Source organism: Dactylosporangium sp. NPDC000521, assembly GCF_042898305.1.
Lineage (GTDB): Bacteria > Actinomycetota > Actinomycetes > Mycobacteriales > Micromonosporaceae > Dactylosporangium.
Map to the genome: position 1 here is coordinate 806,316 of NZ_JBIAYW010000001.1, position 24,343 is coordinate 830,658.

Consider the following 24,343-nt stretch of genomic DNA (forward strand, 5'->3'; position numbering starts at 1 on the left):
GGGTCCGTCACCACGTCCCCCACCGCGACCGTCGCCGGATCTCCCGCCGGATCTCCCGCCGGGCGGCCGTTGACGGTCGCGGTGCTCGGCGCCGCCGGCAAGAGCGGCTCCCTGTCCCTCGCCGCCGCCCACGACGCCGCCCGCACCTTCACCCAGCGGCTCACCGCCACCACCCCGACCCCCACCGGCGCCACGAACACGACCGGGCAGACCGCCCCCATCGCCACCGCGCCCACCGCCGGCCCGCCAGCCGCCACGAGCGCGATCGCCGCCACCGCGTCCGCCACCGGCCCGATCGCCACCACCGGCACCGTCAGCACCGGCACGGTCAATGACGCGGCGACCGGAACCGCAGTCACCGCCACGCCCCCCGGCGCCGTCAACGAGGCGGCAACGGGCACGCCCCCCGACGGCGTCGCGGCCACGACCTCCGGCGCCGGCGGCGTGGCGACCCCCGGCGCCGCCGTCGTGGTGACCGGCGCCGGCGCGCATCCCCCGGCGGGCGGTCACGACCCGGCGGAGGCCGGCGGCAGCACGTACACCAGCGGCGGCGGACAACCGGCAGCGCTGGTCCGGACCGTCGGGGTGGTCCGGGACGCGGCGGAACGGGACCGGCTCGCCGGCACCGGCCTCGCCGACGCCGTCGTCATCGCCGACGCCCGCGACGCCGTCGGGCTCGCCGCGGCCCTCGACAGCACCGGTGGGGCGGCGGACGTCACCGTCGTCTGCGTCGACGTGCCCGGGTGTGAGCACGCCGCGGTCCTCGCCACCGCCGCCGGCGGCACCGTCGTGTTCTTCTCCATGGCGACGTCCTTCCCCGCGGCGGCGCTCGGCGCGGAAGGCCTGGCCGCGGACGTGACAATGCTCATCGGCAACGGCTACGTCCCGGGACACGCCGACTACGCGCTGCGGCTGCTGCGGTCCGACAGTGGTGTCCGCGGCCTGTTCCAGGCGCGGCTGCGGTCCGAAGCGCCGCCCGGGTTGGCAGACTGAGCCACATGCGAACCCTCTTCCGTGGCGGCCGCGTCCACACCCCCGCAGACCCGTCCGCGACCGCGTTGCTCGTCGACGGTGACACGATCGCCTGGCTCGGCCCCGACGCGGACGCCCCGACCCGCGCCGCGGGCAGGGTGGACCGGGTCGTGGACCTCGACGGTGCGCTCGTCACCCCGGCGTTCGTCGACGCGCACGTGCACACCACCGCGACCGGGCTCACGCTGCGTGGCCTGAACCTCGCCGGGACGAGGTCCCGGCAGCAGGTCCTCGACGCGGTCGCCGCGCACGCCGCGACCCTCCCACCGGATGCGATCGTGATCGGGCACGGGTGGGACGAGTCAGGGTGGGCGGACCAGTCGACGCCGGCCGCCGCCGAGCTCGACCGGGCCGGTGGCGGCCGTGCCGTCTACCTGTCCAGGACGTGTGTGCACGCTGCCCTCGTCTCGTCGAAGCTGCTCACCGACGCCGTGAAGGTAGCAGCGGGGTACGACAGTTCCGGGTGGCTGCGCCGCGACGCCCACCACCTCGTCCGGGAGGCCGCGTACGGGTCGGTGAGCCGGGCGCAGATCGTGGACGCGCAGCGTGCGGCGCTGGGCCGTGCGGCGTCGCTGGGGATCGCGTCGGTGCACGAGTGCGGCGGGCCCGGCACGTCCGGGGAGGACGACTTCGTCGCCGCGATGTCGCACGGGCAGTGGCTGCCGGAGGTGTACGGGCTGTGGGGTGAGCCGAACGCGGCGGCGAAGGCGAAGCAGCTGGGTGCGGTCGGTGCCGCCGGTGACCTGTACGCCGACGGTGCGCTCGGCGCCCGCACGGCGCATCTGAGCAGCGCGTACCTGGACGGGCGGGACGAGCACGGGCAGCGGGTGGATGAGCACGGGCACGGGTACCTGACGGTGGAGCAGGTGACGGAGCATGTCGTGGACTGTGTGCGGCACGGGGTGCAGGCCGGGTTCCACGCCATCGGCGACCAGGCGATCACGACCGTCCTGGACGGGTTCGCGGGTGCGGCGAAGCAGGTCGGGGTGGAGCGGATCCGGGACGGCCGGCACCGGATCGAGCACGTGGAGCTTCTGGACAAGCAGGCGATCGCGCGGCTGGTGGACTTCGGGATCGTGGCGAGTGTCCAGCCGGCGTTCGACCGGCTGTGGGGTGGTGAGCGCGGCATGTACGCGCAGCGGCTCGGGAAGGCGAGGTCGCTGGCGTCGAACCCGATCGGTGCGCTCGCCGGGGTGGGGGTGCTGCTGGCGTTCGGGTCGGACTCGCCGGTGACGGACCTGGACCCGTGGGGGTCGTGCCGGGCGGCGATGCGGCACCACAACCCGGTGCAGCGGATCGGGGCGAAGGCCGCGTTCGCGGCGCACACCCGCGGCGGGTGGCGGGCCGTCGGTGTCGACGACGAAGGGGTCCTCAACCCCGGGTGGTCGGCGACGTTCGCGGTGTGGGACACGACCGACGACATCGGTGAGGTCCTGCACACCGACACGAACCCGCAGGCGCGGGTGACGGTGCTGCGGGGCCGGCCGATCCATCACCGGCAGGAGCCGCGATGAACAGTGACTGGCGGGAGCGGCGATGAGCAGCGGGAAACTGAGACTCGACCAGCGGACGGTGAAGACGGCGCGCCGGCTGGCTGCCGCGGCGGGCCGGCCGGTGGTGGACCTGGCGCGCAGCCACACGACCGTGTCCGTCGAACGGGCCACGCTGCGGCTGGCGGGGATCACGGGCGCGGACCCGGACGGGATCCCGTGGGTGAACCGGCTCGTCGACGTCGTCCGGGACCAGGTCGGTCTCGGCGGTGGGGTGACCGGGCCGGTGTTCCAGGCGCTGACCGAGGACGGGCACCAGGACCTGACGCTGCTGGCGCAGAAGGCGGCGGCCGGCAGCGTCACGTTCCGCGGCGGGCCTGCCGGTACGGTGGCGAAACGGGCCGCGGTGAAAGCGGTGAAGGCCGGGCTGGCGCGCATCGACCGGCGGCGGGCGGAGCGGGAGCGGCTGGTCAGGCGGCATGGGGACCCGCGGCAGCGGCCGTGGATCTACCTGATCGTCGCGACCGGCGACATCTACGAGGACATCCCGCAGGCGCAGGCGGCGGCCCGGGCCGGCGCGGACGTGATCGCGGTGATCCGGTCGACGGGGCAGTCGCTGCTGGACTACGTGCCGGAGGGCGCGACCCGGGAAGGGTTCGCCGGGACGTACGCGACGCAGGAGAACTTCCGGCTGATGCGGGCGGCGCTGGACGACACGTCGAAGCAGGTCGGGCGGTACGTCAGGTTGACGAACTACGCGTCGGGGCTGTGCATGCCGGAGATCGCGGCGCTCGCCGGTCTCGAACGGCTCGACATGATGCTGAACGACTCGATGTACGGGATCCTGTTCCGGGACATCAACCCGATCCGGACGTTCGTGGACCAGCGGTTCTCCCGGCAGATCCACGCCCGCGCCGGGATCATCATCAACACCGGTGAGGACAACTATCTCACCACCGCCGACGCGGTCGACGCCGCGCACACGGTCACGGTGTCGCAGCTGCTCAACGAGTACTTCGCGCATGAGGCGGGGCTTGAGGACTGGCAGCTGGGGCTCGGGCACGCGTTCGAGATCAACCCGGAGGTGCCGGAGTCGTTCCGGTTGGAGCTCGCGCATGCGCTGCTGGCGCGGGAGCTGTTCCCGGACGCGCCGCTGAAGTGGATGCCGCCGACGAAACACATGACCGGGGACGTGTTCCGGGGGAACCTCCTCGACGGGTTCTTCAACCTTGCCGGTGCGCTGACCGGGCAGGGGATCCTGCTGGTGGGGATGATGACGGAGGCGGTGGTGACGCCGTGGCTGTCGGACCGGGACATCGCGTTGCAGAACGTGAAGTATGTGCTGAACGCGGCCGGGAACCTGCACGAGGATTTCACGCCGGGCGCGTTCATCCGTGGCCGTGCCGGCACCGTGCTGGACGAGGCGGTGACGTTGCTGCGGCAGATCGGGGAGCAGGGGCTTCTGGAGGCGATCGGTGCGGGCACGTTCGGGATCATGCGGCGGCCCGCCGACCGTGGGAAGGGTCTCGACGGGGTCGCGGCCCGGGACGCCGGGTACTGGAACCCGGCGATCGACCTGCTGGACAGAGGCCTGGACAGAGGCCTGGACAGAGGCATGGACGGGGGCGTGCGATGAGTGCGGTGATCCGCCCGTACGGTGACACGACCGGCGACGGGATGGTGCAGGTGAGTTTCACGTTGCCGCTGACCGCGGACAAGCGGGGTGAGGGGGCGGCGCTGCAGCTGGCGGGGAAGATGGGGATCGACCCGGCGATGGTGGTGCACGCGAAGCAGATCGGTGACGCGCACACGTTCTTCGTCGTGTACGGGCGGGTCAACCATCTCGTCGAACCCGGCAAGGTGGTCGTCGCCGAACGGGACTACCCGCTGCTGTCGGCGAAGGAGGTCAACGCCGGGATCCGGGCGAAGCTGCGCCGGAAACTCGTCGTGGTCGGCGCGTGCATCGGCAGCGACGCGCACACCGTCGGGATCGACGCCATCCTCAACGTGAAAGGGATCGCCGGTGAGAAGGGTCTCGAGTACTACCGGGAGTGCCGGGTGGTGAACCTCGGTGCGCAGGTCGCGGTGCCGGCGCTGGTGGAGCAAGCGCGGGTCGAGAAGGCCGACGCGGTCCTCGTCAGTCAGGTCGTCACGCAACGTGACGCGCACCTGCACAACACGCGGGAGATGTCGGCGGCGTTCCGGGAGGCGTTCCCGGCGGCGCGGCGGCCGCTGCTGGTGGTCGGTGGGCCCAGGTTCGACGAGCTGCAGACCTCGGACCTCGGCGTCGACCGGATCTTCGGCCGGGGCACGACGCCGCGGGAGGTCGCGTCGTACCTCGTGCACGCGGTCGGTGCCCGGTGACGGGCGCGGTGACGGGCGCGGCCGTCGGGGTGACGGTCCAGCACCGCCGGTATGTGCCGTACTCGCACGCGCACTACGCGGGGAACCTCGTCGACGGCGCGTACAGTCTCGCGTTGTTCGGTGACGTGGCCACGGAACTGTGCATCCGCACCGACAGCGACGAAGGGTTGTTCGCCGGGTACAGCGGTGTCGTGTTCCACGCGCCGGTGCGGGCGGGGGACGTCCTGGAGGTGACCGCGACGATCGTCAGGGTCGGGACCCGGTCGAGGACCGTGGAGTTCACGTGTCATGTCGTCTGCCGCGGTACCCCGGAAGCCGGCGCGTCGGCGGCCGTGGTGGTGGACCCGCCGCTGCTCGCCGTGTCGGCGACCGGCACCGTGGTCGTCCCCGGCCCCTGAGGACGCCCCGATGGTGAGGTCGGTATGACGCTCGTCGCGTGCCTGGACGTGGGGTCGACGGACACGAAACTCGCCGTCGTCGACGTGACCGACGGGACCCTGGTCCGGACCGGCACCCACCCCACCACCCGCGGTGACGTCCTCGACGGCATCGACGCGCTCCTCGCCGATGCCGGGCCGGTGCACGACGTGTACTGCTGCTCGTCCGCCGGCGGCGGGCTGCGGCTCGCCGTCATCGGCTACGAGCAGCTCGTGTCCGCCGACGCCGCGCACCGGGTCGCGTTGTCCGCGGGGGCGCGGGTCGTGCACGTCGCCGCCGGGCCGCAGACCCCGGCCGGGATCCGGGCGGTCCGGGCGGCGGCGCCGGACGTGGTGCTGGTCGTCGGCGGCACCGACGGCGGTGACGGTGACGTGCTGCTGCACAACGTTCGCAGGCTCGCCGCCGCCAGGTGGCGGGTGCCGGTCGTCGTCGCCGGGAACGCCGACGTGCGTGACCTCGCCGTCGACACGCTCACGGCGCGGCGGGTGCCGGCGGTCGGCGCCGGGAACGTCCTGCCCCGCATCGGTGTCGTCGACCCCGGCCCGGCACGCGCCGCGATCCGGGACGTGTTCCTGCGGCACGTCATCGGCGGCAAGCACCTGTCCCGCGGGCCCCGGTTCGGGCGGCTGGTGCGGATGGCGACCCCGGACGCGGTCCTGACCGGGGTGTCGCTGCACGCCGACACCCTCACCGGGGACCTCCTCGTCGTCGACGTCGGCGGCGCGACGACCGACGTGTACTCGGCGCTCGTCCCCGACGGTGGCAGCGCCGCCGTCGCCGGGACACTGTGGCGGGCCCGGACCGTGGAAGGGGACCTGGGGGTGCGGTGGAACGTCGACGGTGTCCACACCGCCGCCGCCCGGGAACACGTCACCGTCGGCGACGGGCCGCTCGGCGTCGCGGCCGCCGCGACCGTGATCGCGGTGCGGCGGCACGCGCGCAGCGGCCGGGACCTGCGTGACGTCGTGTCGGTCGTCGCGTCCGGTGGCGTGTTCCGGCACGCGCCGCGGGCGGCGGCGGTCGCGGCGCTGAGCCCGCTGCTGAGCGACCACGCCGGTGGGTGGGCGCTGCCGCGGCACCCGACGGTGAGCGTCGACGACCGGTACGTCCTCGCCGCCGCCGGGCTTCTCGCTGGTGAACACCCCGCGGCGGCCGCGGCGCTGCTCCGGCAGTCCCTCACTATGGGTGACGGAGCGCAGGTCCGGGGTCCTTCATCCACGGCGGGTGAACTTCACCGGACGCCGACCGACACACCGGACCCGACGCACCCGACACGCCGACTGCGGTGAATTACATCGCGTGCGACGGTTGACATTCCCCCCGGGCCACCGCGTAACGTCTTTGCGTCCTACTTCGGCGCGGGTGACCACGGTTCGCTACTCTCCAACGCCCACTGATCGGACGTTCCCGCCAACCGGCGGGAACGCCACCTGATGCAGCGGGCGGGGGTCGGCGGGGGCCGCGGGCCGGGCATCCACCGGTGTCAGGGCAGGGGGGTCACGCGACCAGTAGACAACGACACGGCCCGGGCAGCCAGCCCGTGCCGCGCCGGAACGAAGGCCGCGGCTGGACCCGACCTGCCCACCGGCCGGACGAAGGGCCTGGGAGCGCGGGGCGCGACTCCGGTCGCGCCCCGATTCAGCCCCTCCGCACAGCCCGGCACAACGCCGTACGGCGCCGACGGCGTCCCGGCCGGCCCGGGTCGGCGGTCACCGGTAACGGTCGCGAGGGTGTGGTGACGGCCGGTTCGGTTGCGGTCCGGACACAGTCCAGCCACATCCCAGCACATTCACAGGCGCCCTGGCCGCTCCGATGCCGTGTCCCGGGCCAGGTGGCCGCATAATTGGCGCCGCAGGCCGAACCGGCCGTGCACGCCCGCGCACCCGCTGCGGGCGCGGGTGACGACGGCCAGGAGAGTTGGCGCAGGTGACGTTGGTCAGCACCAGCAGCGCAGCGGACGGTTCCGACGAAGCGGCCGCCGCGCGCGTCCCGGCCGGCCCGGAGCAACCGGTCACCGGCATGCCGCTGTGGGTTGCGACGCTCCTCGCCGCCGCCGCTGGAACGGTGATGCTCGTCGCGTTCCCTCCGTACGGGTGGTGGTGGGCGGCGCCGGTCGCCGTCGCGCTCGCCGCCGCGGCCGTGCACGGGCGGCGGCTGCGGGCCGGGTTCGGGCTCGGCACCCTCACCGGCGCGTTGTTCTTCACGCCGCTGCTGTCGTGGACGAACCTGCACACGGGGATGGTGCCGTGGCTGCTGCTGTCGACGCTGCAGGCGCTGTTCATCGGGCTGCTCGGCGCGGCGACCGCGTGGATCAGCGGGCTGCGGGCCCGGGCGTGGGTGTGGGCGCCGGCCGTCGCCGCGCTGTGGACTGCGCAGGAAGCGTTGCGGGACCGGGCACCGTTCGGCGGGTTCCCGTGGGGGCGGCTCGCGTTCTCGCAGGACACGTCGCCGCTGCTGCGGCTCGCGTCCCTCGGCGGCGCGCCGCTCGTCACGTTCGTGGTCGCGCTCACCGGTGCCCTCCTCGCTGTGCCGTTCATCCGCGACGCCAGTACATCCCGCGGCGCCGCTGACACCACTGTCACCCCCGGGTGGTTCCGGCGGGTGAAACCGTTCACCGGGCCGTTCACAGGGCCGGTCGCCGCGGCGGTGATCGTCGTGGCGGCGCTGCTCGTGCCCGTGCACCGGGCGGCGGGACCCGGCGTGTACGTGGCGGTCGTGCAGGGCAACGTGCCGCGGCTCGGCCTCGACTTCAACGAGCAGCGCCGCGCCGTCCTGGACAACCACGTCCGGGCGACCGTCGAGCTCGGCCGGAAGGTCACCGAAGGTGGGGCGCGGCGACCGGACCTGATCGTGTGGCCGGAGAACTCCTCCGACATCGACCCGCTGCGCAACGCTGACGCGGCCGCAGCGATCGCGACCGCCGCCCGCGCCGTCGGTGTCCCGATCCTCGTCGGTGCGGTCCTGTCCGACCCGGCCGTCGGTGTCGAGAACGCCGGTCTCGTCTGGGAACCCGACGTCGACGCGGCCGGGAACCCGCGGCAGGGTGGCGTGTCCGCCCGGTACACGAAACGGCATCCGGTGCCGTTCGCGGAGACGATGCCGCTGCGGGACATCGCCCGGATCGTCAGCAAGGAGGTCGACCGGGTCTCCGACATGACGCCCGGTCACACGCCGGGTGTCCTGCGGGTCGGGCCCGCCGTCGTCGGTGACGTCATCTGCTTCGAGGTCGCCTACGACGGGCTCGTCCGCGACACCGTCACCGGCGGTGCGCAGCTGCTCGCCGTGCAGACGAACAACGCGACGTTCGACGAGGCCGAGGCCCGGCAGCAGCTCGCCATGGTCCGGTTGCGGGCGGTGGAGCACGGGCGGGACGCGTTGATGGCGTCGACCGTCGGGATCTCCGCGTTCGCGGACCCGTCCGGCGGGACCAGCGACGAGACCCGGTTCAACGCCGGCGCCGTGATCATGCGGGAGCTGCACCTCGGGTCGGGGCGGACGGTCGCGACCACGGTCGGCGCCGGACCCGAATATGTGATCGTGATGCTGGGTATCGGGGCGTTGGTGGCCGCCGCCGCCGTCCGCAGACGCATCCGGCAGCACCCGGCATCACCGACCGAGGAGGACGCGTGAACGAATACCCTGGGGTCGGTAGGGTCCTCGTCATCATCCCCACCTACAACGAGGCCGACAACATCCGGCCGATCGTGGAACGGGTCCGTGCCGCCACCCCCGGCGTCGACGTGCTCATCGCCGACGACAACAGCCCCGACGGGACCGGCCGTATCGCCGACGAGCTCGCCGGCGCCGACCCGGGTGTGCACGTGCTGCACCGGCCGGGGAAGCAGGGGCTCGGCGCGGCGTACCTGGCGGGGTTCGCGTGGGGGACCGACCACGGCTACGACGCCGTCGTGGAGATGGACGCCGACGGGTCCCACGCCCCGGAGGAACTGCCGAGGCTTCTGGACGCGTTGCGGGACGCGGACGTGGTCCTCGGGTCCCGGTACGTGAAGGGCGGCAAGACGGTCGGGTGGCCGTGGCACCGGCACCTGATCTCCCGCAGCGGGAACCTGTACGTGCGGACGGCGCTCGGCATGCCGTTGCGGGACGCGACCGGCGGGTACCGTGCGTACCGCGTCCCCGTCCTCGACAAGATCGACATCGGGTCGATCGCGTCGCAGGGGTACTGCTTCCAGGTCGACCTCGCGTGGCGCGCCTACCGCAACGGGTTCCGGGTGCAGGAGGTCCCGATCACGTTCGCGGAACGGCAACGCGGGCACTCGAAGATGAGCTCCAACATCGTCCGGGAAGCGTTGTGGCTGGTGACCGTGTGGGGGGCGTCGCACCGGTGGGCGGCGCTGCGCCGTGGTGTCGCCGGCGGCGGACCCCGCGACGCCCGCGCCGACGCCCGGCAAGGCGGCTGAGGAGCGTTCATGCGGAAGCTGGGCTTCGCCGCCGCCGGAGCGTTCCTGCTGGTGATCGTCGAGATCGTCGTGTTCGTGCTCGTCGCGCACGCCGTCGGCTGGTGGGTCGCGGTCCTCGCCGGCGTCGTGACCACCGTCCTCGGTGGGGTGCTGCTGAAACGTGAGGGGGTCCGGGCGTGGCAGCGGCTGCGGACCGCGGTGAGTGACGGCCGGCCACCCGGCGGTGACGCCGGGACCGGGGTCGCGGGGCTCGCGGCGGCGCTGCTGCTGCTCGCGCCCGGATTCATCACCGACACCGTCGGGCTGCTGCTGCTGATCCCGCCGGTGCGGGCGTTCACCGGCCGGCGGATCCGGCAGGCGACCGAGTCGCGGATCTCCGCCGCCGCGGCCGGTGACCTGTTCGGGCCCAGGATCGTGAAAGCGACCCGCGCCGACCCGGGGCCGGTCCCGACGCAGGCGGGCGGCGGGGAGGTGCTGCAGGGTGAGGTCATCGAAGGTGACGTGATCGACCCGCAGCACCGCCACCACACGCCGTGACCGCCGCAGTTCTGGGTGGGTCGTGAAGGCCCGGCCGGTCACCGTCGGGGGGCTCGCGTCCGACATCGCCGCGCGGATCGTGCGTGCCGGCGCGACCCGGGTCGCGGTCGACGGCGCACCCACCGCCGCCCCCGACGTCCTCGCCGGGCGGATCGTCGACGCCGTCCACGGCGACGGCGGGCACGCCGTCCACATCCCCGCCGGCGGGTTCCTGCGGCAGGCGTCGCTGCGGCTCGAACGGGGCCGCACCAACCCCGACGCGTACTACGAGGACTGGCTCGACCTGCGCGCCATCACCCGGGAAGTCCTCACCCCCGCCGCGCCCGGCGGCACCGGACGGGTCCTGCCGTCACTGTGGGACCCCGTCACCGACCGGGCGACCCGCGCCCCCTACCTGGACCTGCCCGCCGGCACGGTCGTCGTCGTGTCCGGCACGATGCTGCTCGGCGCCGGCCTCGACTTCGACCTCACCGTCCACCTCACGCAGACCGCGGCCGCGCTCGCCCGCCGCACCCCACCGGAAATGCAGTGGACGTTGCCGGCGTTCCAGCGGTACAACGACGAAGCCATGCCACACGAACACGCCGACGTCGTCGTCCGCGCCGACGACCCGCGGCACCCGGCCGTCGTCCTGTGACCCCGGAATTACCCCCGGCGTCGACCCCCGTGTCGACCCCGGCGTTCCTGCCCGGGGTCCGGTTGTGCGAGGTGTTCTACACCGACGCGGTCCGGCCGCTGCTCGACGCGTACTACCCGGGGCTGCCGCACGCCGCGGCGCGGATCGGACCCGGCTCCGACGTCCTCGGCTACGACACGCCCCGCTCCACCGACCACGACTGGGGGCCGCGGCTCACCCTGCTGCTCGACCCCGCCGACGCCGACCGGCACGGCGCCGCCATCACCGGCATGCTCCGGCAGCGGCTGCCACGGCAGGTCCTCGGCTGGCCGACGCACTTCACGCCACCGGACGCGCGGGTGCGGGTCATGACCGCCACCGACGGGCCCGTCGACCACCGCGTCGACGTCACCACCGTCGACGCGTGGACCGTCGCACAGTTCGGGGCGCCGTTCACCGGGACCCTGCTGGACTGGCTCGCCACCCCCACCCAGGTGTTCGCCGAAACCGTCGGCGGCGCCGTCTACCACGACGACCACGGCCGGTTGACGCGGCTGCGGGCGCGGGTGACGTGGTACCCGGACGACGTGTGGCGGTACGTGCTCGCCGCCCAGTGGACACACATCGCGCAGGAGGAGGCGTTCCCGGCGCGGGCCGTCGAAGCCGGCGACCCGGTCGGGGCGCGGATCGTGACGGCGCGGCTGCGCCGGGCGGTGATACGGCTCAGGCTCCTACAGGCCCGCCGGTACCCGCCGTACAGCAAGTGGCTCGGCACCGCGTACAGCCGGCTCACCGGCGACAGCGTCGAAGACCTGTGCGGCGCGTACGAGACGAGCGGCCGGATCCAGAACACGCTCGGGCTGTCCGCGGCGGTCGACGCGACCCGCCGCCAGTTCCACGACCGGCCGTACGAGGTGATCGACGCCGGACGGTACGCGGCCGCGCTCCGCGACGCGATCAGCGACCCCACGCTGCGGGCGCTGCCACCCGTCGGCGGGATCGACCAGTACGTCGACAACACCGACCTGCTGTGCACCCCGGCGCTGCGCAGGGCCGTCGCCGCCGCCGTCCTCACGCCCTGACCGCCTGCTGAACCGTCAGGGTCGTGGCCCGGGGTCGTGGCCGGGTCCTGGCCGGGTCGTGGCCCGGGGTCGTGGCCGGGTCCTGGCCGGGTCGTGGCCGGGTCGTGGCCCGGGGTCGTGGCCGGGTCCTGGCCGGTCGGGGCACGGACCGATCGTGGACGGGCTACCGTCGGCTACGTGAAGACGTTCTGGCTCGACCGCGACCGGGACCGGTACCTCACCGCCGTCCGGGACCGGGCCGCGGACTTCGCCGGCACCATCGGCGACATCGCCCCCGTCGGGTTCGCGTGCGCCGCCTGGACCGCCGCCACCCCGCCGCTGCTGGACCCCGGGTACGTGCGGTGGCACCGGCGGGTCCTGTCCGCGACATGCGTGCGGAACCCGTTCGACGGTGGGCTCACCGCCCGCGTCGAGCTGGTGTCGCCGCTGCCGGCGCCGCTGACCGCGTCCCGGACGTGGTGGCGGGACCGCGGGTGGCGCGGCTGGCCGGAACTGTTCGGGCAGTTCGTGCAGCCGTCCGCGCAGGACCTGTCCCGGCACCCGCACCTGCGCGGCACCCTGCTGCTGGAGACGCCGCTGCCACTGGACGGGCTGCCGCTGCCGACGGAGAACCGGCACATCGACGCCGCCGCCGAACGCGCCGTCACCGTCCTCGTCCGGCACCTCGACGACGTCGTCCGGCCCGTCGTGGAGCAGCTGGACACCGACCACGCAGCGCGGTAAATCCCAGTTGTGTCCCGGCGGGCGAATCGGCATGGTCCAACGGTGACCCGCCGCTTCGACACCCGGCAGCTCGCCGGCGACGACTGGCAGCTGAAACGGCGGCTGCGGCTCGCGGCGCTGCTGGACAGCCCGGGCGCGTTCGCCAGCAGCCACCTGCGGGAAGCGGCCCGGTCCGAGGCCGAATGGCGGGACTGGCCACGGCACGGCAGCTACTTCGCGGCGTTCGACGGCCCCGACCCCGTCGGGATCGCGTGCGGGTGGATCACACCCGGCGCGCCGGACGTCACGCACCTGATCAGCATGTGGGTGTGCCCCGCCGCCCGTGGCCGCGGGGTCGCCGGGCGGCTCGTCGTCGCCGTCACCGGATGGGCCCGCGGGCAGGGCAGCCGCCGGGTCGAGCTGGAGATCGCCGCCGGGAACACCGCGGCGCTGCGCACGTACACGCGGGCCGGGTTCACCGTCACCGGCCGGGATCCGTTCACCGCCGGCGGGGCCGTCCTGGAGTTCCCGCTCGCGTAGGGCGGCGCTGTTTCGTTTGTGTCGCTCCTGTACCGGTTCGTCCGGTGAACGAGTCGCGCCGGCAGGCGTCACGGGCTGCCCTAAAGTCCTCCAGCCTTTGACTGAAAGGATGACGCGTTTTGCGCATTTTGCGGCTTTCAACTACATAGTGTTACCGCGTCATCACGACATGAGGGGGAGTCAAAGATGCGCAACACCACACAGCGGTTCCTGGCCCTGGCGGGCATGACGTTGGCCGCCGGCGCGGTCCTCGGCATGGGCGCCACCACCGCCTCGGCCGCACCGTCCGCCGACAACACCACCACCGCCGTCCAGCCCGGCCCCGGCGGCGGGCCCGGCAACCACAACGGCGGGGGCAACAACCAGGGCGGCGGCAACCAGGGCGGCGGGAACAACCAGGGCGGTAACCACCACGGCCCCGGCGGCTGGGACAACGGCAACGGCAACGGCAGCTGGAACGGCAACTGGGACGGCCACCGCCGCGACAACCGGTGGGTCCGCTCCTGGGCCGTGAAGACCTACCCGAACAAGAAGGCCTGCAACTTCGCCGGCTGGATCGGCGAGGTCCGCGACCGCTGGGACGACAGCGACTGCTACCGGATCGGCAACAAGGGCAAGTACCTGCTCGTCGCCCACGTCTACGGCGGCCGGCACCACCACCGCTGACCACAGCGGCACAACACGGCGGGCGGCACCCCATCACCCGGGGCGCCGCCCGCCGGCGTCTCCACCCCGCCGCTGATGACAGCTCGGGCAAACCCGCTCCGGCAGCCTGGCCCGGTCACCGCCGTCGAACCGAGGCGGCACGACCGGTCCGCAGCAGCACCACACCCAGCACCGCGGCCGCCACGTGCCCCGCGGCCAACACACCGACCAGCACCGCCGGCGACGCACCCGCCAGCAGCGTGAACGTCGCCGCCCCCACCGACGCCGCCGTCAGCTTGATCCCCGCCCCCAGCGTGAACACCTGCGTCCGGGTCCCCGGCGGCGCCTCCCGCGACCGGACCTCCAACACCGACGACAGCAGCGGCCCGTCGATCACACCCGTCACCGCGAACACCCCGACCAGCACCGCCCACGGCGCCCCCGCCACCACCACAGCGGCGGCACCGGCGAGCGCCGCCCCGACCCCGACGAGACACGCGAGGACCACCCGGTGCGCCGGCACCCGCAGCGGGAACCGCGCCACCAGCAACGACCCGCACAACGCCCCCACCCCCAATGCCGTCACCAGCAGTCCACCACCGGCCGGCCGCCCGGCCGCCACACCCAGCACCACCGCCACCGGCGTGATCATGCCCGCCGCGTACGAGGCGACAGCGGTCGCCGCCGTCACCGCCAGCAGCGGCCGGCTCCGCACCATCGCCGCCAACCCGTCCCGAAGCCCCGGCTTCCGCTCGCCGGAACCCACGCTGTCCGGGCCGGCCCCACGCAGTCCGGCACCCGCACCTTCCGGTGCGCCAGGCACGGAAGGACCGGAAACGGGGACGGCGGCAGCGGGAGCGCTGAACGCGGGAATGGGCGCGGCGGATTCGGGCCCGGGTGTGGATGCGGTGGCCTCCGTGGCGGCCGGGGCGACGGTCAGCAGCGTGGCCGCCGCGAGCAGGCACGCCGCCGACAGGGTCACCGCGGCGACCGGGACGCCGAACACCGCCACCAGCAACGCGCCCGCCGCGGGGCCCGCGATCTCCGCCACGTTGTACGTCGCCGCGTCCAGGCCACGGGCATGCGGGCGGCGCGCTGCCGGTACCACATCATCGACGCGACTCGACAGACCGCCGAAGATCATCGGACCGCACGTGCCGGCGACGACGGCCAGGGCCAGCACGACCGGCAGCGGCGCCACCCCCGTCAGCAGCAGCACACCGCCGAGAGCCAGCCCGAACACCGCCGCGAACCCCGCGTGCACGAGCCGGGGCCGGCGCGCCCGGTCGGTGACGAGACCGACGACCGGTCCGGCGACCACGTGCGGGACCAGCAGCGCCGCGAGGACCGACGCGCCGGTCGCCGGGCCACCGAAACGCTGGACGGAGGCGAGGAGCAGCACGACCGTGGCGCCCGCCTCAGCGGTCCGCGCCAGGACCGCGGCGGTGAGCAGCCGGGCGAGCACCGGGTGACCGTACCCGCCCGTGGACTCCGGGATCCCACCAGGCCGGACAACGCCCTGGTGGGGCCGGTGCCGCACTCGCTGTCCTGCGCGCCGGAGCGTTCCGGGGCAGGATCGGGGTATGGATGTTGCAGTGACGGACTGTGCCGGCGGTGTCGTGCTCGTGACGCTGCGCGGCGCTCTGGACATCGACTCCGCCCCGCAACTGCGTGCGGCGATGCACGGCGCGCTGGACCGCGGCAGGTTCAGCGTCGTGGTGGACCTCGGCGACGTCGACTTCTGCGACTCGGTCGGGCTCGGCACGTTCGCGTACAGCCACAACCGGTGCGTCGCCGGGGGCGGTCACCTGCGGCTGGCGGCGCCGACACCGTTCCTCGCGAGGTTGCTGGACACGGTCGGGCTCACCGGCAGGATCCCGGTGTACGAAACGGTCAGCGACGCCCTGACCGCGGACCCTGCCGCTGGCCCGGCTTCGAACCAGGCGTCGAACCAGGCGTCGAACCAGGCGTCGAACCAGGCTTCGAACCAGGCTTCGAACCAGGCGTCGGGGCCGGCTGACCGTCGGACCGGGGACGCGGAGGCGACGCGGTCCAGTGGCCCGGCCGGGTGAGGGTCGCCGGCAGCCGGGTCGTGGCGTCACCACGGGCGGCGTCCAGCTGCGACTGGATCAGGAACAGCGCCTGACGCAGGTCCGCGCCGCGCAGGTCGGCGCCCCGCAGATCCGCGCCGGTCACGTCCGCGCCGCTCAGGTCGGCGCCGCGGAGGTCAGCACCGACGGCGATCGCCCCGCGCAGGTCCGCGCCGCGCAGGTCGGTGCGGCGCAGGTCCTTCCCGACGAGGTGCCTGCCCTGGAACGGCTGCCGCCCACGCTGATGCTGCGCCCTGGCGAGCTCACCGGCGCGGCGCAGCAACGGCACCACCCGGGTCCGGTGGGCGTCGACGTCGACGCCGGCGAGCTGTGCGGCCGGCAGGTCGGTGAGCCCACGGATCGTGGTGAGGGCGGCGTCGAGGTCCGCGTGCACGGGCGCGGCAGCCGGCAGGTCCCGGGCCTCCGACAGGTACCACAGCAGCTCATGCAGGTGGCGCATGGTCGCGAACACGTCGAACATGAGCGGCGCGGACCGCGGGTCCTGCCGCCAGTCACGGCCGGCGAACGTCACCTGCGCGACCTTCTGCCCGGCGCCGAAACAGTCGTAGACGGTGCAGCCGGCGAACCCGCGCTGCCGCAGGTCGGTGTGGATGCCGCAGCCGAACGTGGCGCCGAGGTTCGGGCAGGCGTGCCCGGCGGGTTTGTCGATCGCGAAATCCGCGGACCTGGCGAACGCCGGCGCGACGCAGCACAGCCCGAAACAGTTCGCGCAGTCCGCACGCAGAGCGCCCCGGCGGTCGTCGACCGCCGGGGCGTGCGTGCTGTCCGGTGTGCTGATGCGGATGTCCCTTACGCGGAACGGCCGCGGCGGTGGCGGACCTCTTCGAGGCGCTCGTTGAGGATGTCCTCGAGCTCCGCGATCGAGCGCCGCTCCAGCAGCATGTCCCAGTGAGTCCGCGGCGGCTTCGCCTTCTTCGCCTCCGGCTCGTTGCCGTCGACGAGCCGGGCGACGCTGCCGTCGAACTTGCACTCCCAGGTCATCGGGACCTCAGCGTCGACGGCGAACGGCACCTCGAACTGGTGCCCCTTGGCGCACAGGTATTCTCGGGTCTGACGCGGGGCCAGCTCGGTGTTGCGGTCGGACTCGTAGCTGACGGCTCCGAGACGGCTGCCGCGCAGCATGCGCTCGCCCATGGTCGGTCTTCCCCTTCGAATCGTGTTGCGCTTCGTTGTAACCAACGACACCGGGTGGTCTGACGATTCCCACTGCGGGCGGGCAGATTACACGACCTTCCGGGTATGGCGGTAGTCCAGTCGCCGGGTCGGTACGGTTATTTTACGTTGGGTTTGCATGATCGACCAGTTTGGCGTCGCCGTGGCGCGTCTCACCACCCGGAATTTCGGCAGGTGACGCCTCTGGTTGACGGGAACCGGTCAGTTGCGCCAGCGCACCGGTGAGCGTCGCCAGCTGCGCCTGCACCTGCCGCTGGGCCTCGACCTCGCGTTCCACGGCCCGGGTGAGCTGCCCGCGGAGGTCTTCGGCGCGGTCCCTCGCCCGGTCCAGCTCACCCTCGAGCCGGCGGATTTCACCCTGCAGCCCGGCGGTCTCCTCCTGCAGCCGCTCCGCGCGTTCGTGCGCCGAGTCGAGGCGCCGCCGCAGCCGGGTCATCTCCTCCGCGCGGCTGTCCAGGGTCCGTTCGAGGGCCTCACGGTCCCGGGTGGCGGTCGCCGCGGCGGCGCGGGCCGTGTCACGTTCCCGGTACGCCTCCGCCCGCAACGCCGCCTCGGTCGCCGCCTCCCGGCGGGCGGCGTCACGTTCGACGGCCGCGACCCCGGCCGCGGCGTCGGCGTCCCGCGCGACCCGCTCCGCCGCCTCGACCTGCCGCTGCGCCGCCGCGGTGGCCTCCGCGACCTGCACCCTGGCCTCCTCGACCGCGGCCCGGGCCGCGGCGGCGGTATCTTCGGCGTCCTTCCTGGCGGCGGCGGCTTCCCGTCTGGCGTTGTCGGCGTCGGTACGGGCGGCGTCACGCTCGGCGTGTGCGGCGCTGACCGCGGCGTCGGCCTGCTCCTGGACGGTCTTCGCATGCTGTTCGGCGGTCGTCGCGGCCGCCTGGGCGTGCTGCGCGGCGGCGCGGGCGTCGTCGCGTTCGGCGTGCGCGGTCAGGACCGTCGCGGCGGCGTCGGCTCTGGCCTGCGCGATCTGCCGCTCCACACCGGCCGGGGACAGTTCGGCGTGCAGCGCCTCCACGAGCGTCTCCACGACCTGGTCGAGCCGTTCGGCGACCTCGAACGCCCGTGCGACCTGCCCGCTCAGGCCGGGTGAGGCGCGGTGCCGCAGCCGGGCGTTGCGGGCCGCCTTCTGGCACGCGTTGTCGTTGTCGCGGCAGTACCGGAACGGCCGCCCCACCGAGTTGCGCTGCGGCACCGGCCGCTGGCAGTGCGCGCAGGGCCGTTCTTCGGCGTCGGACGCCCACTCGTCCAGCGTGACGTTCACCGTGCCGCTGACCGTGCCGCTGACTGTTTCGGTCACCGGTTCCTGCACCGCTCTGCTCACGCGACCCTCCCCGGACTCACCGCGCTGCGCCCTCACACCGATGAGCGTAGGGGTTGCCCAGAACTCCGCGCCCCGCAACACGCCGAATTACCGTATTGCAGTTACCGATAATTCGATAATTACCCGCCACGGCCATACACCATAATCACCGTTATGTGCGCGACGGCGGGTCGGAGCGCGAGCGGCGGCCGTGGTCGCCGCGGTGCCCTGGGTGACGGCCGCGAGGAGTGTCTGAGGCGACGCGCGGCCGCAACCGCCCGGCCTCCCCGCCGCACGCATCGATGCCTTGACGGCTAGCATCCCGCCGTGGCCATCACCGACGCCGCCCTTGCGGCGGACCTCGCCCGAGCCGGACTCGAGTTCATGGAACGGGTGAACGGAGAGGTCAACCTGCCGCTGCCGTCCCCACCGCCGTACTACTCACCGGCCAGTTGCCGGGAGGAGCACGGAAGGTTCGACGCCAACCCCGACGAGATCGTCGGCGTCGACGACCCCGACCTGCCCGCCAAGGTCAACGCCGGATGGTGGCGCATGGCCACCGAGTACGACCTCATCGACGCCCAGCGCGAGTTCCTGCTCGCCGTCGACTACCGCGACCCGGAGTCCGTCGAACCGGAGACCGCCTGGGTCCGCGTCCGGCTGGCCGACGAGTGGGACCTCGCCGGCAGCGAAGTCACCGCCCTGGGCAGCTCCTTCGCGGGCCTGTACACCGAACGCTTCGTGCCCGAGTTCACCATGCTGTCCCTGGACCACCAGGCTCTGCTCAACACCACCGTGTGGGGCGACGGCACCGTCAGCACCATCGTCATCCGACCCGACCGGCTTCCTGCCTGACCCCGGGGACGCAGAAACAGCGACGCCCGTACAGCGGGTCGCTGGTACGCTCGTCGTCGTGGGTAGGCTGAGGCTCTAGTACGGGACACCGTCGAGGTTTCTCCGCGGTGGGTCCTATGCGCGCTCGCCAGCCACATCGCTGTCCGCGCGAGGTTCCCCGTACATCCATGTGCTCGAAGAGGCACGTGTCCCGCGACGGCAGGTCTGGTCACCTGCGCGTGTCGCGGGGAGGAGCTCCCGTGACCCACTCTCCTGATTCCCTGTCCCAGCCGCAGGCGCCGGCAGCGCGGCCGCACCGGGTGTGCGCCATCCGCGGCGGGACCGTCCGGTTCGCCGACCGGGTCGTCCTCGCCGAGATCGATCTCGTGGTCGGCCCGGCCGAGCGGATCGCGGTGATCGGCGACAACGGCGCCGGCAAGTCGACACTGCTGCGCGTCCTCGCCGGCACCGTGCGGCTGACCGCCGGTGAACAGGCAGTCGAACTGCCCGGCGGTGTCGCGTACGCCGAACAACAGCCCCGGTTCCGGCCTGCTGCGACCGTCGCGGACGCGCTCGACCTGCTCGCCGACGTCCGTGAGCTCGAGGCCGAGACACAGCGGGCCGCCGAACGGCTGGCACTCGCGGGCCCCGACGAGCGGGAAGCACTGCTCGCGCGGCTCAGCGCCGCCATCGACCGCTTCGAGGCCCGCGACGGGTACCAGCTCGACCAGAGGGTGGACGCGGGCCTCGACCGGCTCGGGCTCGGCGGCCTCGACCGGTCCCGGCCCGTGCACACGCTCTCCGGCGGCGAGCGGGCACGGCTCGCGCTCGCCGCCGCACTGGCGTCCGAAGCGGAGCTGCTGCTGCTCGACGAACCGACCAACGATCTCGACGACGCCGGCATCACGTGGCTGGAGGACCGCCTGGCCGCGCACCGCGGCGCACTGGTCGTCGTCACCCACGACCGCGCGCTGCTGGACCGTCTCGCGACCGGCATCGTGCACGTCGAGGACGGCGCGCTGCGCCGATACGGCGACGGCTACGCCGGATACCTCACCGCGCGGGCGAGCGAACGGCGCCGGCTGCTGGAGGAGTACGAGCAGTGGCGGCAGGACCTCACGCGCCAGCAGGCAATCGTCGCCGCCAACGCCTCCCGGCTCGACGCGATCCCACGAAAGCTGGAACGTAGGTCCTTCGGCCACGGCGCCTTCCGGGCACGCGCCCGGGACCACGGCGCGATGGGACGTGTCCGGATGGCGAAGGAACGGGTCACCCGGCTGCACGCCGACCCCGCCCCGCGCCCCGCCGACCCGCTCCGGTTCACACCCGCCTTCACCGAGCCGGCGGCCCCGTCCGCCGACGAGAACGCCGTCCTGATCCGGGCGGAAGGCGTCCGCCTCGGCGGCGACGGGCCGAGGCTGCGGCTGGACGCGCTCGACGTGTCGCCCGGGGACCGGCTGCTGATCTCCGGACCCAACGGCGCCGGGAAGACGACGCTGCTCAACGTCCTGGCGGGCGAGCTCACACCACAGCGGGGGACCGTCTGGCAACGACCCGGCATCCGCGTCGCCCGGCTACGGCAGGACATCACGACCGGCTCCCGGGCAACGCTCCTCGACGCCTTCGCCGCCGCCACCGGTACCTACCGGGACGACGCCGCCGACGACCTGCTGCGGCTCGGCCTGTTCCGCCCAGACGACCTGCACCGGCAGGTCGCGCAGCTGTCGGTCGGGCAGCGCCGCCGCCTCGAAGTCGCGCTCGCCGTCACCCGCCCCAGCGACGTGCTCCTGCTCGACGAGCCCACCAACCACCTGGCCCCCGAACTCCTCGAACAGCTGGAGGACGCACTGCGCGACTACACCGGCGCCGTGCTCACCGTCACCCACGACCGGCGGTGGCGCGAACGAGCAGGAGCGATTGCCACGACCCGGCAGGTCCACGTCGCAGCGGGCGGCCTCGTCGATCTGACCGGTCTGGCCGATTCCGCCGGAAACAATGAGATCGCGGACGCAGAGCCAGGCCACGTAGATCAGCGGTAGATCACCCGGCTGATAGCCGGGAGGGCGCGGGTTCGAGTCCCGCTTCCAAGTCCGTCAGCTGTCGGGGCAGGTCGTGTGCCGAACGAGGGCCGGTTCACGGCTTCCCCGGCATACGCGTTCGGGCGGTTGCGGCGCGCCGTCGACACCGCGGTCCACTCGGCCGACCCCCAGGTGCAGGCCCGCGCCCGGGTGAAGGCCGCCCAGTGGGAGGACGTGATCGCGGGGATCGCCTCCGGCCAACTGCGCATCGGGGCTGGCGCACGTCGTCGCCGGCGGCCGGTTCACCAGTCATGGCACCGTCGGTGGCCACAACGCCCGCCGATTCCTCGGCTGGACCGTCGGCCCCCCACTGGTCCATGCCCAGCCAGTAGTCCCCCGGGACTTGCAATAGGGTGGGCGACGTGGCGCTGCGACTCGTCCAGGTGAACCTGAAGGCGCGCGACGACGCGGCGCTCGGCCGGTTCTGGGCGGCGGCGCTCGGCTGGGTCGCCCGCGGCGGGAACGGCGCGACCAGCGCAGCACCCGAAGACTTCGACTGGACCGACCCCGACGCGCCCGTCAGCGTCGACGCCATCGCCGTCCCGGACCCCTCGACCGTGCGCTACCGCGCGCATCTCGAACTCGCCACCACCTCCGACGCCCATTACCTGCAACTGGTCGCACACCTGCAGGAAATCGGTGCGACGCCCGCCGGCGTGGGGCAGGAGGACGGGCGGCGGACGGTGCTGGCGGACCCGGAAGGCAACGTGTTCTGCGTCCTGCAGCCCCGGCAGCTGTACCAGGGCACCGGGCCGATCGGCGTGATCGTCGTCGACTGCGCCGACCCGCACGTCATGGCCCGCTTCTGGGGCGCGGCGATGGGCTGGACCGTGCACGAGGCGACCAGCGACCGTGCGCTGCTGCGCTCGGCGAAGGGCAGCGGGCCGTACCTGGAGTTCGCCCGCACACCCCACCTGCCAGGCGTCCGGCACCGGGCGCACCTCGACGTCGTGCCGTACCTCGGCGACACCCAGCAGGCAGAGGTGGCCCGCCTGCAGGCGCTGGGCGCTGCTCCCGCCGACGTCGGGCAGGGCGACGTCTCATGGACCGTCCTCACCGACCCGGAAGGCAACGAGTTCTGCGTCCTCGCCCCCGGGTGACGATCAGCGCCGGACGTAGTGGGTGAGGTACGCGAGCTGCTCCGGGTCGAGGTCACCGGCGCGGCGCTGCTCGTCGATCGCGGTGACGAGCCGCGCCTCGACGAGGAACCGGTAGGCGAACAGCTCCACGGTCGGCGCGCACCAGTACACGTCGTCGCGGCGCGGCACCACGGGGGTGCCGTCGGGCGGCCCGGTCACGTCGGTCCGGCAGGCGTGGAGCCCTTCGCGGTCCAGGAAGCGGTGCAGGTTCGCGCGGGTGATGGGCGCGACGAAGTCCGCCGGCAGCGACAGACCGTCCAAGGCCAGGGCCGCCGCGATCGGGTGGGTCACCGCGGTGCGGTAGTCGAGGGGATCGCCGGGTCGCCGAACCAGGAGAAGTTGCCGGTGAACGACGCCTCGTTCAGCAGCGGCAGCGTGTGCAGCGGGTACGCCTGAAAATGGGCGAAGGTCCGCTGCCGCCTGTCGTACGGCCGGTACGTGCCGAGGCCGAGCCCGGGCCAGAACGCCTCCAGGCGCACCGCGGCCGGCCCGGCACCGACCTGACGGAACCCGTCGTGCAGGTCACCAGCGGCATCGGCGGTGCGGGGGAGGACCCGCCCGGTCCGCTGCGGCGGCTCCGGTAACCGCAGGTCCGGGAGGCCGAGCTCGTCGGGCCGGCTGACGTGGCCCGGCACGTCCCGGGGGAGCGGCAGGGGAGTGATGTCGACGATGAAGTCACCGGCGTCGCGTCGGTCCACCGGCCACGGCGTCACGGTCGAACGCGCGGAACTGCCGGACGAACAGCCCCAGCGACTGCGCCTGGACGGTCATGTGCGCGACCGCTTGCCCGAGCGCCGGGTCGAACGCCGTCGGGCTCCACCGGGCGGCGAGCAGCGGATGCAACCCGGACGCGGTCAGGTCGTCGTCCTGCACCCGGACAGCCTGCCACAGCCCGTACCGGCGAAACCGCCGCCAACGCGATAACCGGCGGCGGCCTGCAGAGCCGGATGGGATCATGCGCGGATGAGGTCGAGGCTGCGGAAACTGCACATCGACGACCTGGAGTACACGTGGACGGCGCAGATCCGTGCCGCGCCCGGCCCGGACGGCCGCCAGCACCGGTGCATCCGCATCCGCGTGTGGGGCGCCGGCCGGACCAGCTGCGCGCTGCAGGCGGACCTGATCGTGCGCCGCCAACGTGCCACGGCCGAGGACGAGTACCCGTACCCGGGTGCGGCCGACGTCCGCGCGCTCATCGAGCACGGATTACGAGCAGGCTGGATCCCGCAATCCCGCGGCGGCACGTTCCAGGTCACGTCGGCGGCCGGCCTGGCACTGCCGGCGTTCGTCGTCACCGACCTGCTGTGGGCCGGCGAGCAGCGCCCATGACCCGGCCCGGCACTGGGCACACCTATGCTCTCCGGTCGTGCTGTCCGGCATCTGTCCCGACATCAAGGAGCCGCCGATGCCCCACGTGACGCTCTACGCCCTCGAAACCGACCTCGCCGGCCGGGAACCCGGCCTCATCACGGCACTCACCGACGCCGTCGTGTCCGTGTACGGCGAGTGGGCCCGGCGTTCGGTGGACGTCAGGCTCATCGGCATCCCCGCCGGACGCTGGGCCCGCGGCGGGGTGTCGATCGCCACCGCCGCGCCCTCGGTCACCTTCGGCATGCGTGAGGAGGTGTTCGCCCGGCCGGACGCGGACGGCGTCGTCGCGCGGCTGGTGTCGGCGTTCACCGACGCAGTCACCGCCGTGTTCGGCGACGACTGCCGGGACGAGGTGCTGGTCGAACTCGTCGGCCAGCCGACATCCCGGTCCGGACTCGGCGGGAACGTCATCAGCGGCGGTTAGCGCCCGTCCCAGCTACTCCTGCGCGGGCAGCCGGAACGGATCAGCC

Annotated in this window: 24 protein-coding genes and 3 pseudogenes; 20 read left to right on the plus strand and 7 right to left on the minus strand. The window is 73.4% G+C overall.

Annotated elements, in window-relative coordinates; genetic code table 11:
* Window positions 1-441 precede the first annotated feature (441 nt).
* The 14 genes and pseudogenes from ACFY3L_RS03810 to ACFY3L_RS03875 form a co-directional block, all read left to right on the plus strand.
* A pseudogene (locus ACFY3L_RS03810) lies at window positions 442-993 on the plus strand (hypothetical protein); the annotation flags it as partial.
* A complete protein-coding gene (locus ACFY3L_RS03815; protein ID WP_389319141.1) occupies window positions 990-2,546 on the plus strand; it encodes an amidohydrolase in 1,557 nt (518 codons plus the stop codon). The pseudogene ACFY3L_RS03810 and the gene ACFY3L_RS03815, both read left to right, overlap by 4 nt.
* Window positions 2,547-2,568: 22 nt before the next feature.
* Window positions 2,569-4,158: a lysine 5,6-aminomutase subunit alpha gene (locus ACFY3L_RS03820; protein ID WP_389318411.1), complete on the plus strand. Its 1,590-nt coding sequence runs from the start codon at window positions 2,569-2,571 to the stop codon at window positions 4,156-4,158.
* Window positions 4,155-4,886 (plus strand): OAM dimerization domain-containing protein, encoded by a 732-nt coding sequence (locus ACFY3L_RS03825; RefSeq protein ID WP_389318413.1) that lies wholly within the window; start codon window positions 4,155-4,157, stop codon window positions 4,884-4,886. The genes ACFY3L_RS03820 and ACFY3L_RS03825 overlap by 4 nt, the downstream gene beginning before the upstream one ends.
* An 8-nt stretch (window positions 4,887-4,894) precedes the next feature.
* Window positions 4,895-5,284: a hotdog domain-containing protein gene (locus tag ACFY3L_RS03830; RefSeq protein ID WP_389319143.1), complete on the plus strand. Its 390-nt coding sequence runs from the start codon at window positions 4,895-4,897 to the stop codon at window positions 5,282-5,284.
* Between the two features lie 24 nt (window positions 5,285-5,308).
* Window positions 5,309-6,613 carry a glutamate mutase L gene (locus tag ACFY3L_RS03835; RefSeq protein ID WP_389318415.1) on the plus strand — a complete coding sequence of 435 codons (1,305 nt, stop codon included), beginning with the start codon at window positions 5,309-5,311 and terminating at the stop codon, window positions 6,611-6,613.
* A 730-nt stretch (window positions 6,614-7,343) separates the two neighbouring features.
* Window positions 7,344-8,954, plus strand: a complete 1,611-nt coding sequence (gene lnt / locus ACFY3L_RS03840) for an apolipoprotein N-acyltransferase (protein WP_389319144.1) — start codon at window positions 7,344-7,346, stop codon at window positions 8,952-8,954.
* Complete coding sequence (locus ACFY3L_RS03845; protein ID WP_389318417.1) at window positions 8,951-9,745, plus strand: polyprenol monophosphomannose synthase; 795 nt, start codon at window positions 8,951-8,953, stop codon at window positions 9,743-9,745. The genes lnt and ACFY3L_RS03845 overlap by 4 nt, the downstream gene beginning before the upstream one ends.
* A 9-nt stretch (window positions 9,746-9,754) precedes the next feature.
* Complete coding sequence (locus ACFY3L_RS03850; protein WP_389318419.1) at window positions 9,755-10,282, plus strand: FxsA family protein; 528 nt, start codon at window positions 9,755-9,757, stop codon at window positions 10,280-10,282.
* 22 nt (window positions 10,283-10,304) lie between these two features.
* Entirely contained in the window at window positions 10,305-10,919 is a 615-nt protein-coding gene (locus ACFY3L_RS03855; protein ID WP_389318421.1) for a uridine kinase, read from the plus strand.
* Window positions 10,916-11,980: a DUF4037 domain-containing protein gene (locus ACFY3L_RS03860; RefSeq protein WP_389318423.1), complete on the plus strand. Its 1,065-nt coding sequence runs from the start codon at window positions 10,916-10,918 to the stop codon at window positions 11,978-11,980. Before ACFY3L_RS03855 ends, ACFY3L_RS03860 begins: the two co-directional genes overlap by 4 nt.
* 177 nt (window positions 11,981-12,157) lie before the next feature.
* Entirely contained in the window at window positions 12,158-12,703 is a 546-nt protein-coding gene (locus ACFY3L_RS03865; protein WP_389318425.1) for a hypothetical protein, read from the plus strand.
* A gap of 42 nt (window positions 12,704-12,745) precedes the next feature.
* Window positions 12,746-13,222, plus strand: coding sequence for a GNAT family N-acetyltransferase (locus tag ACFY3L_RS03870; RefSeq protein ID WP_389318426.1), 477 nt, complete (start codon window positions 12,746-12,748; stop codon window positions 13,220-13,222).
* A 186-nt stretch (window positions 13,223-13,408) separates the two neighbouring features.
* Window positions 13,409-13,888: a hypothetical protein gene (locus tag ACFY3L_RS03875; protein WP_389318428.1), complete on the plus strand. Its 480-nt coding sequence runs from the start codon at window positions 13,409-13,411 to the stop codon at window positions 13,886-13,888.
* Window positions 13,889-14,003: 115 nt separating this feature from the next.
* On the opposite strand, the gene ACFY3L_RS03880 is transcribed toward ACFY3L_RS03875, so the two are convergent.
* Window positions 14,004-15,332: an MFS transporter gene (locus ACFY3L_RS03880; protein ID WP_389318429.1), complete on the minus strand. Its 1,329-nt coding sequence runs from the start codon at window positions 15,330-15,332 to the stop codon at window positions 14,004-14,006.
* 118 nt (window positions 15,333-15,450) lie between these two features.
* Here ACFY3L_RS03880 and ACFY3L_RS03885 point away from each other — a divergent pair, with 118 nt between their 5' ends.
* Entirely contained in the window at window positions 15,451-15,939 is a 489-nt protein-coding gene (locus ACFY3L_RS03885) for an STAS domain-containing protein (RefSeq protein WP_389318431.1), read from the plus strand.
* On the opposite strand, the pseudogene ACFY3L_RS03890 reads toward ACFY3L_RS03885, so the two are convergent.
* The 3 genes and pseudogenes from ACFY3L_RS03890 to ACFY3L_RS03900 form a co-directional block, all read right to left on the minus strand.
* Window positions 15,896-16,702: pseudogene (locus tag ACFY3L_RS03890) on the minus strand (pentapeptide repeat-containing protein); the annotation flags it as partial. The gene ACFY3L_RS03885 and the pseudogene ACFY3L_RS03890 overlap by 44 nt on opposite strands.
* A 65-nt stretch (window positions 16,703-16,767) precedes the next feature.
* The gene (locus tag ACFY3L_RS03895) at window positions 16,768-17,112 is read right to left on the minus strand and encodes an RNA polymerase-binding protein RbpA (RefSeq protein WP_033364323.1); all 345 of its coding nucleotides are present in this window, start codon (window positions 17,110-17,112) and stop codon (window positions 16,768-16,770) included.
* A 142-nt stretch (window positions 17,113-17,254) separates the two neighbouring features.
* A complete protein-coding gene (locus tag ACFY3L_RS03900) occupies window positions 17,255-18,448 on the minus strand; it encodes a serine/threonine protein kinase (protein ID WP_389318433.1) in 1,194 nt (397 codons plus the stop codon).
* 330 nt (window positions 18,449-18,778) lie between these two features.
* Between ACFY3L_RS03900 and ACFY3L_RS03905 the strand changes: the two genes are divergently transcribed.
* From ACFY3L_RS03905 to ACFY3L_RS03915, 3 genes and pseudogenes are all read left to right on the plus strand, one after another.
* The gene (locus tag ACFY3L_RS03905; RefSeq protein WP_389318435.1) at window positions 18,779-19,306 is read left to right on the plus strand and encodes a hypothetical protein; all 528 of its coding nucleotides are present in this window, start codon (window positions 18,779-18,781) and stop codon (window positions 19,304-19,306) included.
* A gap of 299 nt (window positions 19,307-19,605) precedes the next feature.
* Window positions 19,606-21,192: pseudogene (gene abc-f / locus ACFY3L_RS03910) on the plus strand (ribosomal protection-like ABC-F family protein); the annotation flags it as partial.
* 533 nt (window positions 21,193-21,725) lie between these two features.
* Window positions 21,726-22,463: a VOC family protein gene (locus ACFY3L_RS03915; protein WP_389318437.1), complete on the plus strand. Its 738-nt coding sequence runs from the start codon at window positions 21,726-21,728 to the stop codon at window positions 22,461-22,463.
* Window positions 22,464-22,466: 3 nt separating this feature from the next.
* Here the strand turns inward: ACFY3L_RS03915 and ACFY3L_RS03920 are convergent, their stop codons facing one another.
* The 3 genes from ACFY3L_RS03920 to ACFY3L_RS03930 are packed head-to-tail and all read right to left on the minus strand — an operon-like array spanning window position 22,467 to window position 23,375.
* Entirely contained in the window at window positions 22,467-22,793 is a 327-nt protein-coding gene (locus tag ACFY3L_RS03920; protein ID WP_389318439.1) for a hypothetical protein, read from the minus strand.
* On the minus strand, window positions 22,790-23,200 hold the full coding sequence (locus ACFY3L_RS03925) for a hypothetical protein (RefSeq protein WP_389318441.1): 411 nt from the start codon (window positions 23,198-23,200) through the stop codon (window positions 22,790-22,792). The genes ACFY3L_RS03920 and ACFY3L_RS03925 overlap by 4 nt, the downstream gene beginning before the upstream one ends.
* The gene (locus ACFY3L_RS03930; protein WP_389318443.1) at window positions 23,178-23,375 is read right to left on the minus strand and encodes a hypothetical protein; all 198 of its coding nucleotides are present in this window, start codon (window positions 23,373-23,375) and stop codon (window positions 23,178-23,180) included. The genes ACFY3L_RS03925 and ACFY3L_RS03930 overlap by 23 nt, the downstream gene beginning before the upstream one ends.
* A gap of 90 nt (window positions 23,376-23,465) precedes the next feature.
* Between ACFY3L_RS03930 and ACFY3L_RS03935 the strand changes: the two genes are divergently transcribed.
* Both ACFY3L_RS03935 and ACFY3L_RS03940 read left to right on the plus strand, forming a co-directional pair.
* Complete coding sequence (locus tag ACFY3L_RS03935; protein WP_389318445.1) at window positions 23,466-23,831, plus strand: integrase; 366 nt, start codon at window positions 23,466-23,468, stop codon at window positions 23,829-23,831.
* 76 nt (window positions 23,832-23,907) lie between these two features.
* Complete coding sequence (locus tag ACFY3L_RS03940; RefSeq protein ID WP_389318447.1) at window positions 23,908-24,297, plus strand: 4-oxalocrotonate tautomerase family protein; 390 nt, start codon at window positions 23,908-23,910, stop codon at window positions 24,295-24,297.
* Window positions 24,298-24,343 lie beyond the last annotated feature (46 nt).

Coding starts and splice junctions, on each gene's coding strand:
- ACFY3L_RS03820 (WP_389318411.1), top strand. CDS start 2,569: ATGAGCAGCGGGAAACTGAGACTCGACCAGCGGACGGTGAAGACGGCG.
- ACFY3L_RS03825 (WP_389318413.1), top strand. CDS start 4,155: ATGAGTGCGGTGATCCGCCCGTACGGTGACACGACCGGCGACGGGATG.
- ACFY3L_RS03835 (WP_389318415.1), top strand. CDS start 5,309: ATGACGCTCGTCGCGTGCCTGGACGTGGGGTCGACGGACACGAAACTC.
- lnt (WP_389319144.1), top strand. CDS start 7,344: ATGCCGCTGTGGGTTGCGACGCTCCTCGCCGCCGCCGCTGGAACGGTG.
- ACFY3L_RS03850 (WP_389318419.1), top strand. CDS start 9,755: ATGCGGAAGCTGGGCTTCGCCGCCGCCGGAGCGTTCCTGCTGGTGATC.
- ACFY3L_RS03875 (WP_389318428.1), top strand. CDS start 13,409: ATGCGCAACACCACACAGCGGTTCCTGGCCCTGGCGGGCATGACGTTG.
- ACFY3L_RS03885 (WP_389318431.1), top strand. CDS start 15,451: ATGGATGTTGCAGTGACGGACTGTGCCGGCGGTGTCGTGCTCGTGACG.
- ACFY3L_RS03895 (WP_033364323.1), bottom strand. CDS start 17,112: ATGGGCGAGCGCATGCTGCGCGGCAGCCGTCTCGGAGCCGTCAGCTAC.
- ACFY3L_RS03935 (WP_389318445.1), top strand. CDS start 23,466: ATGAGGTCGAGGCTGCGGAAACTGCACATCGACGACCTGGAGTACACG.
- ACFY3L_RS03940 (WP_389318447.1), top strand. CDS start 23,908: ATGCCCCACGTGACGCTCTACGCCCTCGAAACCGACCTCGCCGGCCGG.